At 67.6% G+C, this 13,552-nt stretch carries 9 protein-coding genes; 7 read left to right on the top strand and 2 right to left on the bottom strand.

Annotated features, from left to right (window positions below):
- Positions 1-285 precede the first annotated feature (285 nt).
- The 4 genes from U4Y91_RS02010 to U4Y91_RS01995 all read left to right on the top strand — a co-directional run bounded on the left by U4Y91_RS02010 (position 286) and on the right by U4Y91_RS01995 (position 7,787).
- Positions 286-3,294 (top strand): ATP-binding protein, encoded by a 3,009-nt coding sequence (locus U4Y91_RS02010; protein WP_321802899.1) that lies wholly within the window; start codon positions 286-288, stop codon positions 3,292-3,294.
- Positions 3,295-3,607: 313 nt separating this feature from the next.
- Positions 3,608-3,805 carry a hypothetical protein gene (locus U4Y91_RS02005; RefSeq protein WP_321802897.1) on the top strand — a complete coding sequence of 66 codons (198 nt, stop codon included), beginning with the start codon at positions 3,608-3,610 and terminating at the stop codon, positions 3,803-3,805.
- Positions 3,806-4,030: 225 nt separating this feature from the next.
- Positions 4,031-4,714: a response regulator gene (locus U4Y91_RS02000; RefSeq protein ID WP_321802895.1), complete on the top strand. Its 684-nt coding sequence runs from the start codon at positions 4,031-4,033 to the stop codon at positions 4,712-4,714.
- Positions 4,715-4,775: 61 nt separating this feature from the next.
- Positions 4,776-7,787, top strand: coding sequence for an ATP-binding protein (locus U4Y91_RS01995; protein ID WP_321802894.1), 3,012 nt, complete (start codon positions 4,776-4,778; stop codon positions 7,785-7,787).
- Between the two features lie 57 nt (positions 7,788-7,844).
- Here the strand turns inward: U4Y91_RS01995 and U4Y91_RS01990 are convergent, their stop codons facing one another.
- Entirely contained in the window at positions 7,845-8,861 is a 1,017-nt protein-coding gene (locus U4Y91_RS01990) for a 1-aminocyclopropane-1-carboxylate deaminase (RefSeq protein ID WP_321802892.1), read from the bottom strand.
- A 191-nt stretch (positions 8,862-9,052) separates the two neighbouring features.
- Between U4Y91_RS01990 and U4Y91_RS01985 the strand changes: the two genes are divergently transcribed.
- The 3 genes from U4Y91_RS01985 to U4Y91_RS01975 all read left to right on the top strand — a co-directional run bounded on the left by U4Y91_RS01985 (position 9,053) and on the right by U4Y91_RS01975 (position 10,637).
- Complete coding sequence (locus U4Y91_RS01985) at positions 9,053-9,553, top strand: Lrp/AsnC family transcriptional regulator (protein ID WP_321802891.1); 501 nt, start codon at positions 9,053-9,055, stop codon at positions 9,551-9,553.
- A gap of 110 nt (positions 9,554-9,663) precedes the next feature.
- On the top strand, positions 9,664-10,167 hold the full coding sequence (locus U4Y91_RS01980; RefSeq protein WP_044845409.1) for an antitoxin Xre/MbcA/ParS toxin-binding domain-containing protein: 504 nt from the start codon (positions 9,664-9,666) through the stop codon (positions 10,165-10,167).
- Positions 10,164-10,637: an RES family NAD+ phosphorylase gene (locus U4Y91_RS01975; protein ID WP_321802889.1), complete on the top strand. Its 474-nt coding sequence runs from the start codon at positions 10,164-10,166 to the stop codon at positions 10,635-10,637. Before U4Y91_RS01980 ends, U4Y91_RS01975 begins: the two co-directional genes overlap by 4 nt.
- Before the next feature lie 47 nt (positions 10,638-10,684).
- On the opposite strand, the gene mdeB is transcribed toward U4Y91_RS01975, so the two are convergent.
- Positions 10,685-13,411 carry an alpha-ketoglutarate dehydrogenase gene (mdeB, locus tag U4Y91_RS01970; protein WP_321802887.1) on the bottom strand — a complete coding sequence of 909 codons (2,727 nt, stop codon included), beginning with the start codon at positions 13,409-13,411 and terminating at the stop codon, positions 10,685-10,687.
- Positions 13,412-13,552: the final 141 nt, after the last annotated feature.

Genomic DNA, 13,552 nt, shown 5'->3' with positions numbered 1-13,552 from the left:
CTCCATCCGTTTCCGCGCGTTTTTCTCCCGCCCCGCCGCGCGTCGGGTGTTTCGGCACGCGGCCAGGGCGTGTCCTGCCGCGGCCTTTCGCGGCTTCGAATCTAGGTCAAGTTCTAAATGACGCATCGATCGTAATTGACAAGTACGAAACGGTTCGACCGGGGTGGACGCTCCCGCACGCGTTTGGCATTGTCGGAACTCATTTCACGTTTCCACTGGTGAGTTCCCGCAATGTCGTGCGATCCGGATCGGCATCGTTCGGATACGCGGTTCTCGTCGCTCGTCATGCCGCAGAGTCCGCTTCAATCCCTGCGCCGCTATCTGAGCATTTCGGTGTTCGGTGGCGGCATCGTCGTTACGATCCTGGTCCTGATTGCATGCGGTCTGGGGATGGTGGCGATCATCTCGGGCCATGTCGAGGGCGAACGGCGCAACTACCTGAACGGGCTGGAGCAGACACTCAACGAGATCCAGGTGAGCGAGACGTCGTTCCGCAACGGCGTCGCGAACGCGCAGCTGATCTGGCGCGAAGCCGATAGCGCGCCCGCGTCGGACGTCGACGCGTTCTTCCGCGACGGCCAGCGCGTCGCGATCCGGCCGCATCCGTCGCTCGTGCTCGGCGTGCCCGGGCGAACCGGCGATCGCGCCGAGGTGGCGCGCTACCTGTCGCTGTCGGTGCTGCTGTCGCGTATCTGCGCGGCGAGTTCGATCAATCGCGGGCGCACGCTGGAGGGTTACCACTACAGCACGCGCACCGGCATGTTCGGGCTGGTGCCGAACCGGAATCCCGACGATCCGGCGCTGGCATCGCCCGACGCGCGCGCCCGCGTACTCGATGCGCTGCACATTGATTTCGAGCGCGCGTATCCGCCGATCGTCGATGCCCGGCCGCACGTGCGCTGGCTGCCGCCGTTCACCGATCCCGTGTCCGGGCAGCCGCGCATCCGGATCGCGGCCGAAGCGCGCGACAACGGCAGGACGTTTGCCGTGCTCGTGACCCAATATTCCCCCGATTACCTGCTGTCGTGGCTGGCCGATTACCGCCCCGGCGGCGCGTTCTACATCACGACCGCCGATGGCCGGCTCGTCGCGATGGATCCCGCCGCGGGCGATGCGAGCAGCACCGCGCGCCTGCTGGAACTGGCGCCGTGGCGCAGTCGCGCGTCGTCGGGGGCGCCCGTGTTCCGCGACGGCTTCCTGCTGTTTCACGGCCGGCTCGAATCGACCGGCTGGACGTTCGCATACGCGTTGTCGTGGGCCGACGTCGCGGCCGGCGTCGCGCGTTCGGCCGGCACGTTGCTGGCGGCAACGCTGCTGACGCTCGCCGTCATGTGGGGATTGCTGCTGCGTTTTCACCGCCGCGAGTTCGCGCCGCTCTATGCGCGTTCGCAGCGCGTGTTCGACAGCGAGGCGCTGTGCCGCAGCGTGATCGAGATGGCGCCGATCGGGCTCGGGCTGATCGCGCGCGACGACGGACATTTCTTGCTCGCGAGCCCCGCTCTGACGGACATGGTCGCGCGGTTCGGCGGCGACTTTCACGCGCTGTCGAACCAGGTAGCCGCCGCGTGGCAGGCGCATGTCGCGAGCGGCGGCGATGGCGTGCTGCACGACGATCTCGTGCTGGGCAGCGGCGAGGACGCGCATCTGCACTTCGAATTCATCGCATGCGGCGCGCGCTATCAGGGGACGGACGTGCTGATTGCCGCGGTCGCGGACACGACCGCGAAGCATCAACTGATGCAGAAGCTCGAGGAGGCCGTGCGCGCGGCCGACTCGGCGAACGCCGCGAAATCGTCGTTTCTCGCGGCGACGAGTCATGAAATCCGCACGCCGCTGAACGTGATCCTCGGCAACCTCGAACTGCTCGAGCGCTCGGCGCTCGACGCGGTACAACATGGCCGGGTCGGCACGCTGCGCACGTCGGCGACGAGCCTGCTCGCGCTCGTCAACGACATTCTCGATTTTTCGAAGATCGAGGCCGGCGCGATGCAGGTCGAGTCGATCGAATTCGACGCGATCGCGGCGGTCACGCGCGAGTTGAGCGCGTTCGCGCCGATCGCGAAGGCGAAGGGGCTGCAACTGTTCTGCGAAGTCGACGCAGCCGACACGCAACCGATGCGCGGCGATCCGACGCGGTTCGCGCAGGTACTCGGCAACCTGCTGAACAATGCGATCAAGTTCACGAGCGCGGGCCGCGTGAGCGTGCGCGTGGCGGTCGTCGAGGATGGCAAAGGCGCGCCGGCGTTGTCGGTCGCGATCGAGGACACGGGAATCGGCATCGCGGCCGAGCATCGGCACAAGCTGTTCAGCGCGTTTTCGCAGGTCGATTCGTCGATCACGCGGCGCTATGGCGGCACGGGGCTCGGGCTCGCGCTGTGCCAACGGCTCGTCGCGGCGATGGGCGGTCGCATCGAGGTGGCGAGCGAGCCGGGCGTCGGCAGTTGCTTCACGGTTCTTCTGCCGCTCGGCGTGGATGTCGCCGCGTCCGCCAGGCCGGCTCGCGCGCGTGCGCTGACATTCGTCGCCGCCGATCCCGAGTGGCGTGCGTTCGCGTTGCCGCATCTGCGTGCGTGGGGATTCGACGTCGACGTGTACGAGAGTCCGTCGAGGCTGCCGGCCGGCGTGGCCGGGCCGGTCGTGCTGTTCGGCGATCCCGATGCCTGGTCGCATGCGGAACTCGACCGCTTGCGCGACTGCGCGCCGCTGATTCTTGCGACGCGCGACGGCCCGCTCGAACCGTACCGGACGGGCGGCACGGTGCGCGTGTCGAGCTATTCGCTCGGCGGGCTGCATGCGGCGCTGGCCGATGACGAATCGTCGGGTGACGCTTCGTCGGGCGACGCTTCGCCGCCGAACGACCACGCGATGCCGCGCGGCGGCGGCCGTGCATTGCGCGTGCTGGTCGCCGACGACGTCGTCGTCAACGGTTCGATCTTCCGCGAACAGTTGCAGGCGCTCGGCTGCGCGGCGGCCGAGGTCGGGTCGGGGCGTGCCGCGCTCGAATCGCTGGCCGGCGGCGGCTGGGACGTGCTGCTGATCGGCGCCGACCTGCCCGACATGTGCGCCCACGTGCTGGCCGAGGCTGCGCGCAGCGCGGCCGGTTGCGACGTGCTGGTCGTGACGTCGCACCTGACGCCGGACGGCATGCGCCGCTGCGCGGCGGCCGGCGTGCGGCGCGTCCTGACGAAGCCCGTGACGCTCGCGCATCTGCGCGCCGCGCTCGCGCAGCACGACAGCGCGATGCCGTGGCTTCGGCGGCCTGCCGAGCGCGCGACGGCGCTGCGCGACGAGTAAGCGGTCGTCGAGCAATCGACCGCCGTGAACGCGGCGAATGCCGCGACCGCCGCGACCGCCGCGACCGCCGCGACCGCCGCGACCGCCGCGACCGCCGCGACCGCCGCGACCGCCGCAAACGCGGCAAATGCGGCAAATGCGGCAAATGCGGCAAATGTGGCAAACGCAGCAAACGCAGCAAATGCGGCAAATGCGGCAAATGCGGCAAATGCGGCAAATGCGGGAAGCGCTTTGTCGCGGTCCGAAATGGAACAGGCAGGATGCCGGCGGACGCCGCACGGCACATTTCACATCAACCTAGGAGGGGAACGCCGTGCGTCACGCATGGAAGATATTCGCACTGCTGCTCGAGTTCGCCGCGCTTTCCGAGAAGGCCCGCCGGGAATTCCTGACGCTGATGAACGAGTTTCTGCTGATGTCGCCGGCCCAGAAACGACGCGCGATCCACGAATGGAAGAGCAGGACGGATGACAACTCGCCCGATCTGCCGGGCGATTCGGGCCGGCCGTAGCGCGTCCTCCTGCGGGCTGCGCGCCGTGACCTTGCCGCCGCGTCGCGCGCAACGGACCGACGTGCGTTCGACCCAGACGGGAAGCGCTTCGGGAATTATCTTAAAATCGAGTCACTTTTTGTCCGGCGAGCCGATCACGGCCAGTCGTCGACGCGATAGTGCGAGCATGCTCGCCGTCGCGGGCGGGAACCGGATGCATGACTGCAAGCCTCGGGATACAAGAACATGGACGAATTCTTTGTGCGCGTGATGGTGGCCGACGATCATCCGGCGTCCGCGCTCGGCATGTCGCAGGCGCTTCAGGGCAACAGCACGATCCGGCTCGTCGGCACCGTATCGAATTCGACGGATCTGGTCGCCGCGCTCGACGCGCAGCAGAGCGACGTGCTGGTGCTGGATTACGTGATGCCGGGCGGCAAGTACGGCGACGGCCTCGGGCTGCTGTCGTTCCTGCAGCGCCGCTTTCCCGCGCTGCATATCGTGACGATCACGATGATCGACAATCCGAGCGTGCTGTATGCGATTCACCGGCAGGGCGTGAGCTGCATCCTCAGCAAGTCCGACGCGATCTCGCACCTGATCGGCGCCGTGCATGCGGCCTATGTCGGCGCGAACTACATGTCGCCGTACGTCAAGCAGCTGCTGCAGGACATCGATACGACGCCGATCGCCCGTGCGCTGACGACGCGCGAGATCGAGGTCGTGCGGTTGTTCTGCGCCGGCTATACGGTCGGCGAGATCGCCGCGCAACTCCATCGCAGCAAGCAGACCATCAGCTCGCAGAAGTCGAGTGCGATGAAGAAGCTCGGCATCGTCCGCGATGCCGACCTGATTCGCTATGCCGACGAGGGGAAGCTCCCCGACGCGTCGGCGTCGCCCGCGCCGGGCACACCGGGCGCGCCCGAATAGCGTCGTCGGCCGGTCGCGCCGGCCACGCGCGGCACGCCCGTCATCCTCATCACCGGAACGCATGCCAGACAAACTCAAACGGCACGCCGCGATGGGCGGCAAACCCTTCGATCCCGGCCGCGTCCGGCGCCAGCAGCAGGCGCTGCTGTACGGCGGCGGCGCCGCGATCACCGCATTCATCCTGTTGTGCGCACTGCTCGTGATGCGGCTCGACGTCCACGATTATCTGGCGCGGTCGCGTTCGGCCTTCCTCGGGCGCAAGGCGGAACTCCAGGCCGAGCTGCAGGTGACGAAGGTCCTGCTGAACCGCTACGTCGACAACATGGAGCTGCTGTGGCGGCGCGGCGATTACGCGTCGCCCGACGTGCTCGCGCGCTTCGCGGCCGACGGCGGCAAGCTGGTGTACCGCGGGCGCGACGGGCAGCCGACGTTCGTCGCGCTCGCGACCGTGACGCCGGCCCATCCGGCCGAGAGTTATGCCGCGTATCTGGCGATCATACTGCGGCAGGCCGAAGTGACGATCCTGCCGACTGCGCAAACCGTGCATTCGGGCTTGAGCGGCTACGTGATCGGGCTGAATGGCGAGTTTCTCGGCGTGGTGGGTCGCGAGCTCGCCCAGCGGGCGTTCGTGCTGCCGCCCGGCTTCGATGTCGCGACGTTGCGGCATGAGTTGATGCCGCGCGAGGACAGCGCGCTGCCGCAGGCGCGCACGGGCGACAGCGGCACGCTCGTGGACGCGCGCTTCGATCCGCTGCTCGGGCGTACGGTGCTGCGCGTGGCGCAGCCGGTTCGCGACGCGGCTGGCCGGCCGGTCGGCTGGTTCATGTTCAACGCCCGTCCACAGACGGAGGATTTGCTCGCGTCGCACGAGATCGACCGCAGCTACGCGCTCGTCGATGGGGACGGCGACGTCCTCGGCGGCCAGTCGTCCGATCGCAAGATGATCGCGTACGCGCTCGAAGAGGCAAACCATCCGCACGGCGAGCGCGCGGCCGCGCGCCGCATCGGCGGCCGCTTCGTGATCGGCGACGCGCTGCCCGACACCGAGCTGGTGCTGATGACGACGTTCTCATGGCGCAGCGTGCTGGCGGCAATCGCCGCGTCTGCGAGCCTGACGGCCGGCGGCGCGTTGCTCGCGATTACCGTGCTGTGGTTCGCGATCGTCACGTTCGACCGGCGCGCGCTGCGCGTCGCGAACCGGCGCGCGATCCGTCTGATCGAGAGCGAGGCGCTCAACCGGACGCTGATCCGCACGGCGCCGGCCGGGCTCGTGCTGCTGTCGCTGGCCGACGGCGAAGCGATCGTGCGCAACGACGCGATGCTCGCGTACGACCGGGAAGGGGCGGGCGAGCCGCTCGGCAAGCGCCTGTGGCGCGCGTACCGCGACGGCGCACGCGACGGCGGCACCCGCGCGCTCGTCACGCACGAGCTGCCCGTCGAGCGCCGCGGGCGCGATACCGTGTACCTGGACGCGCACATCGTGCGCACCAAGTATCGCGGGATCGACGTGCTGCTGTGCACGCTGCTCGACATCACGGCCCGCAAGCAGGCGGAGGCGTCGCTGAGCGAAGCGCGTGAAGCCGCCGAGCAGGCGAACCGGGCGAAATCGACGTTTCTCGCGACGATGAGCCACGAGATCCGCACGCCGCTCAACGCGATCATCGGCAATCTGGAGCTGATGGAGCGCGGGGCGATGCCGACGCCGCTGCGGCGCCGGCTGGCGACGATCATGTCGTCGTCCGATGCGCTGCTGCGCGTGATCAACGACGTGCTCGACCTGTCGAAGGCCGAGTCGAACCAGATGGCGCTCGAGCATATTCCGTTCGATCTGCGCGGCGTGCTGCGCGACGTCGCCGCGATTTTCAGGCCGCTTGCCGAAGCGAAGCGCCTGACGCTCGCGTGCCGGCTGGCGCCCGAACTCGCCGACGGCTACGTCGGTGATCCGGCGCGGCTGCAGCAGCTCGTGGCGAACCTCGTCAGCAACGCGATCAAGTTCACGACGCACGGCGACGTGACGATCGAGGCGCGCATCGCGCCGGCCGGCGCGCGCGCGCGCGGGGTCGAGATCGCCGTGAGCGATACGGGCGTCGGCATTCCCGAGGGCAGCATGGCGACGCTGTTCGACGTATATATCCAGGCCGACGCGTCGATCTATCGGCGCTTCGGCGGCACGGGGCTCGGATTGCCGCTGTGCCAGCGCATCGCGAAGCTGATGGGCGGTGAGCTGAGCGTCGCCAGCCGGCTCGACGAAGGCACGACCTTCGTCGCCGCGCTGCCGTTGCCCGCGGCGCCGGCCGGCTGGTGCGCGGCGCGGCCGGCGCCGGTCGTGGGTCACGACGACGGTGGCGACGCGCCGCCGCACGAAGACGTCGAGCCGCTGCGCGTGCTGGTCGCCGAGGATCATCCGGCGAGTCGTGCGCTGTTGCACGACCAGTTCGACGTGCTCGGTCACGATGCGACGATCGTGGCGAACGGTGCCGAAGCGATGCGTGCGTACTTCACCCATCCGTTCGACATCGTGCTGACCGATCTGGGCATGCCCGAACTCGACGGTTTCGCGCTGGCGAGGCTGCTTCGCGAGCAGGGTTCGACGGTGCCGGTGATCGCGATGACCGCGCATGCGACCGACGACGATTACCGTCGGTGCGTCGCGGCCGGCGTGGCCGAGGTCGTGCTCAAGCCGCTGTCGATTCAGGCGCTTGATGCGGTGCTGCGCCGGCAGGCGGCGCGCGATCTTGCGGCCGTCACGGTTCCCGACGAGGGAGACGGTCCGACCCGCGTGTCGATCGAGATTCGCAACACCCTGAACGACGCAACCCTGAAGTCGCTGGCGGCGATCGGCGATGCGCTCGCGACCGGCGATCTCGCGCGGGTCAAGGTCGAACTGCATTCGATGCGCGGCGGTTTCGCACTGGTAGGCGACATGGCCGCCAGCGCCGCATGTGCGCGGATGGAGCGCGCGGCGAACGAAGGCGATATCGGTGCGGTCGAGCGCTTCTGGTCCGGGTTCCGGCAAGAGATCGACGCCGCGCTCGCGCGCTTGTTGCTCGATAGCGGGGAGCGGAGCGCCTAGGGTTTCGGCGCGCCGCGGCGGCACGCACGCGACGCGCCCGCCGCGCGCGCCGGTTCGTCACCCGTTGCGAAAGATCTCCGAATACGCACTCAACGCCGGCACGCCGCCGAGATGCGCATACAGCACCTTCGACCCCGGCTCGAATTCGCCGAGGCGCACCTTGTCGATCATCCCGTGCATCGATTTCCCTTCGTAGACGGGATCGGTCAGCATGCCTTCCAGTCGCGCGCACAGACGAATCGCCTCGAGCGTGCCGTCGCTCGGCAAACCGTATTCGGGCCCGCCGTAACGCGTGTCGAGCACGACGTCCCGTTCGCCGATGTCGCGCCCCAGGCCGACCAGTTCGGCCGTATGCCGCGCGATGCGCGTGATCTGTTCGCGCGTCTGCTCCGGCTTTGCCGACGCATCGATGCCGATCACTCGATCCGCGCGCCCGTCGGCCGCGAAGCCGACGACCATCCCCGCCTGCGTGCTGCCCGTGACCGAGCAGACCACGACGTAATCGAACTTGAATCCGAGCTGCGCTTCCTGCTCGCGCACTTCCTCCGCGAAGCCGACGAAGCCGAGCCCGCCGAGCGGATGTTCGGAGCAGCCGGCCGGAATCGGATACGGCTTGCCGCCAGCCTGCCGTACGCTCTCCATCGCTTCTTCCCAGCTGCGGCGAATGCCGATGTCGAAACCGTCGGCGACGAGCCGCACGTCGGCGCCCATCATTCGGGACAGCTGGATGTTGCCGACGCGGTCGTACACGGGATCCTCGTAGTTCACCCAGTGCTCCTGCACGAGCACGCATTTCATCCCGAGATGCGCGGCGACGGCCGCGACCTGGCGCGTCTGGTTCGACTGCACGCCGCCGATCGACACGAGCGTGTCGGCACCTTGCGCGAGCGCGTCGGGCACGAGGTATTCGAGCTTGCGCGTCTTGTTGCCGCCGAACGCGAGGCCGCTGTTGCAGTCCTCGCGCTTCGCGTACAGCTCGACCTTGCCGCCGAGATGCGCGCTCAGGCGCTTGAGCGGCTGGATCGGCGTCGGGCCGAACGTGAGTGGATAACGGGGGAAACGTTGCAGGTTCATCGACAGTCTCCGAAAGACGGTGGGCAGGAAATCGGATCGGTCGCGTGCGGCCGGTGCGCCGTGTCCCGATGCAAAGATGATAGGCAGGACGCCGGGAAATGAGCTTGCGAAATAAATGGCGAACGCCTACGTTATCGATGTCGAAAAGTAGAAGCAGATAATTTTGGTTCGCAAAATCTATCGGAGACGCAATGAAATTAGATCGCAGCAGCGCCGGCTCCGCCGATGCGGCGCCGGCGCTCGATCGCATCGACCGCGCGATCCTGCGGCAGTTGCAGCAGGACGCGTCGATCTCTAACGTGAGCCTCGCCGCGAAGGTGAAGCTGAGCGCGCCGGCGTGCCTGCGGCGCGTCGAGCGGTTGAAAGAGATGGGGTTGATTCGCGGCATCGTCGCGTTGCTCGACCCGAAGCCGCTGGGTGCCGGGATGCTGGTCGTGATCGGCTTCGTACTCGATCGCTCGACGCCGGAGGCGTTCGCCGAATTCGAGAAGGCCGCGCAGAAGGTGTCAGGGTGCGTCGAGTGCCACGTGGTGACCGGCGAATTCGACTACTTCATGCTGGTCCGCACGCGCGACAACGAGAGCTTCAATCGCTTGCATGCCGAACAGTTGCTGTACCTGCCCGGCGTGCGGCAGGTGCGCTCGTTCATGGTGCTCAAGGAGATTCTGTCGACGCATGCGTTGCCGGTTTAGTGCGGAGCGCCGTCGATTGCCCTTGGTTACGGATATGCCGTTTGGTCGATTGAAAATTCCCGATTGAGCGTATACAATGAGAATTCCAATTAACCCATTTGGGAGTCTCCATGGCAGCAACCACACCGGCGGCTCGTCAGCCGGCCAAGCGGGCTGCCGCGCCCCGCGCCGCGCCTCAGGCGAGTAGCTCGAACGGCCTGGGCGCCGCCAAGGGCGATTTCGACACCTTTGCCCGGATGGCGCCGATGTCGCAGCGGCGCGCGATTGCGGAGGGTTTCGACGCGGTCATCATCGAGCGCGTCGCGCGCGAGTTGCTCGGCGTGCCGGTTCAGACCCTCTTGAGCGCACTGAGCCTGCCCAGCTCGACCATTCTGCGGAAAATTGCCAAACACGACCGGTTGTCGCAAGGCGAGTCCGATCGCGTTGCGCGCGTGCTCTATGTACGAGGTCTCGCCACCGAACTGTTTGAGGACGGCGAACGCGCGGCGGCGTGGATGAACCGGGCGAACGCGGAGCTCGACGGTTTGAAGCCGCTCGAAGTGCTCGACGTACAGCCCGGCTACGACCGGGTGCGCGACATTCTGAACCGCGCCCAGTTCGGGGTCGGCGCGTGAGGGTGTATCGTCTCGCGAAAGAACGAAAGGGGCACTACCTGGCCGACGACCTGAGCGGGAACGGCGCGGCGATCGCAGGCGGCCGCTGGAATCCGCGCGGCATGCGGGTGCTGTACACCTGCTGCCATGCGTCGACGTCGTTGCTCGAGGCGCTCGTCCATATGTCCGGCTTGCTTCCTGCAGGCGGATTTTATTTGGTGACGCTGGACGTGCCCGACACCGTGCATGACCACGCGTACCAGCCGGACCTGCCGGACGATTGGGCAGTACTGTCGCAGGACCCGGAGTCGACCGCCCGAATCGGGCAGGTCTGGCTTGAAGCGGGCGAGCAGTTGGCGATGCGCGTACCGTCCGTCGTCTGCCCGACCGACTTCAACTTGCTGCTGAACCCGCTGCATGCGGATTTTGCTTCAAGTGTGAAAGTGATCAGCAAAGAAGCGTTCGCGCTGGATCCTCGCCTGTTCGGCTAGTCGGCCGTATTGTTTCGGTTGACGAATTGTCATCGGCTGCCGCTCGATCAGCGCTGCCATGGCGCGACGCCCGGATACGAGGTCTTGCCGAGACGCTCCCGCGCGTCGCGCACGATAGTCGCATCGAGTTCCCCGTCATCAGCCAGCGCCTTCAGCGCGGCGAGCACGATGCTCGCGCGATCGACTTCGAAGAACGCGCGCAGCGCGTCGCGCGTGTCGCTGCGGCCGAACCCGTCGGTGCCGAGCGTCACGTAGCGGCGCGGCACGTACGCGCGGATCAGTTCGGGCACCGCACGCACGTAATCGGTCGCGGCGATTACCGGGCCATGCGTTCCTTCAAGCATCCGCGTGACATACGACGATGCCGATCCGTCGCCGAGCCGAGACAGCCGTTCGGCTTCCATCCCGTCGCGCTGCAATTCGCTGAAACTCGTGACGCTCCACACGGCTGCATCGATCCCCCAGTCGTCCTGCAGCATCCGCTGCGCGGCGAGCACCTCGCCGAGAATCGCGCCGGCGCCGAACAACTGCACACGCGCGGTCGCGTTCGCTGCGGACGGCAGCCGATGCATGCCCTTCAGGATGCCTTCGCGTCGTGCGGCCGGATCGTCGTCGGGCATCGACGGCTGCGCATAGTTCTCGTTCGTGACGGTCACGTAATAGAACACGTCGCGCTGCTGTTCGACCATCTCGCGCATGCCGGCGTCGACGATCGTCGCGACTTCGTATGCGAACGCCGGATCGTACGCGCGGCAGTTCGGAATCGTCGACGCCGCCAGATGGCTGCTGCCGTCCTGGTGCTGCAACCCTTCGCCGCCGAGCGTCGTGCGGCCCGACGTCGCGCCGACGAGGAAACCGCGCGAGCGCTGGTCGGCGGCGGCCCAGATCAGGTCGCCGATCCGCTGGAAGCCGAACATCGAGTAGTAGATGTAGAACGGCAGCATCGGCAGGTCGTGCACGCTGTACGCGGTCGCGGCGGCGATCCACGACGACACCGCGCCGGCTTCCGAAATCCCTTCCTCGAGAATCTGGCCGCGCGTGTCCTCGCGGTAGTAGAGCATCGAGCCGAGATCCTCGGGTTCGTAGCGCTGGCCGAGCGGCGAGTAGATGCCGACCTGCCGGAACAGGCTCGCCATGCCGAACGTGCGCGCCTCGTCGGCGACGATCGGCACGACGCGCGGACCGATGTCGCGATCCTTGATCAACGCGGCGAGCATGCGCACGAGCGCCATCGTCGTCGACATCTCGCGGCCGGCCGCATCCAGCGCGAACGCACCCCAGGCTGGCGTCGGCGGGACGGTCAATCCGCGCGACGCCGCCATCCGCCTTCTGGGCAGATAGCCGCCCAGGGCAGCCCGGCGAGCATGCAGGTAGCGCATCTCGGGGCTGTCTTCGGCCGGTTTGTAGAACGTGAGCTGCTCGACGTCGTGGTCTGACAGCGGCAGCCGGAAGCGGTCGCGGAATGCCTTCAGGTCGTCGATGTCGAGCTTCTTCTGCTGGTGAGTGGTCATTCGCCCCTGGCCGGCCGTGCCCATTCCATAACCCTTCATCGTCTTCGCGAGGATCACGGTCGGCTGGCCGCGATGGGCGAGCGCGCGCGCATACGCGGCGTGCAGCTTGCGCGCATCGTGGCCGCCGCGGCGCAGGCGGTCGATTTCCGCATCGGTGAGCTGGGCGGCCAGCGCTTCGAGCGCCGGGTCGCGGCTGAAGAAGCGCGCGCGGTTGTACGCGCCGTCGTTCGCGGAGAAGGTCTGGAACTGGCCGTCGACGGTGTCGGCGAACGCGCGCGCGAGTGCGCCGGCGTGATCGCGCGCGAACAGCGGATCCCAGTCGGAGCCCCACAGCACCTTGATCGTGTTCCAGCCGGCGCCGGCGAACAGCGCTTCGAGCTCGTCGATCACGCGGCCGTTGCCGCGCACCGGGCCGTCGAGCCGCTGCAGGTTGCAGTTGATCACGAACACGAGGTTGTCGAGCCCTTCGCGCGCGGCGAGCGACAGCGCGCCGAGCGATTCGGGCTCGTCCATCTCGCCGTCGCCGAAGAAGCCCCACACGGTGCGGCCGGCGGTGTTCGCGAGCCCGCGATGCTGCAGGTAGCGCATGAAGCGCGCCTGGTAGATCGCGTTGATCGGGCCGATGCCCATCGAGCCGGTCGGGAACTGCCAGAAATCCGGCATCAGCCACGGATGCGGATACGAACACAGCCCGGGCCCGGCGATTTCACGGCGGTAGTGCTTCAGGTGATCTTCGGTGAGGAAGCCTTCGAGATAGGCGCGCGCGTAGACGCCCGGCGACGAATGCGGCTGGAAGTACACGAGGTCGCCGCCCGGGCCGCTTTCATTGCCTGCGTCGGCCGGCGCCGCTCGGAAGAAATGGTTGAAGCCGACCTCGAACAGGTCCGACGCCGACGCGTAGCTCGCGATGTGGCCGCCGAGTTCGCCGTATGCGCGGTTCGCGCGCACGACCATCGCGAGCGCGTTCCAGCGCAGCGCGGCGGACAGCCGTTCCTCGAGCTCGGCGTCGCCCGGATACGGCGGCTGTTCGTGCGCGGCGATCGTGTTCAGGTACGGCGTGACGGGGCCGCGCGGCGCCGCGAGCCCGCGGGTGTGCGCATGCGCGGCGAGCCGGCCGAGCAGGTACTGCGCGCGTTCCTTGCCGACGTGCGCGACGACGGCGTCGAGCGCTTCCAGCCATTCGGCGGTTTCTTCCGGGTCGGCGTCGGCGTGAGCCGCGCCCGCGCGCCGTGTGGCGTCGATTCCGTTCGACAGGTCCGTCATCGCAGGTCTCCCGCGCGCCGGTTCGGAGTGGCGCGCAATCAGTGGCAATCGGTCGGATCATGCTACCCGCCGATCCACAAAATATGCGTCTGATTTCATTGGGATTTCGCGCGCGGATAGTGTAAATATTCCGGTTGTGGC

It is taken from the genome of Burkholderia sp. BCC1993 (assembly GCF_905339865.1).
Lineage (GTDB): Bacteria > Pseudomonadota > Gammaproteobacteria > Burkholderiales > Burkholderiaceae > Burkholderia.
This window is presented reverse-complemented; position numbering and strand designations above follow the sequence as displayed.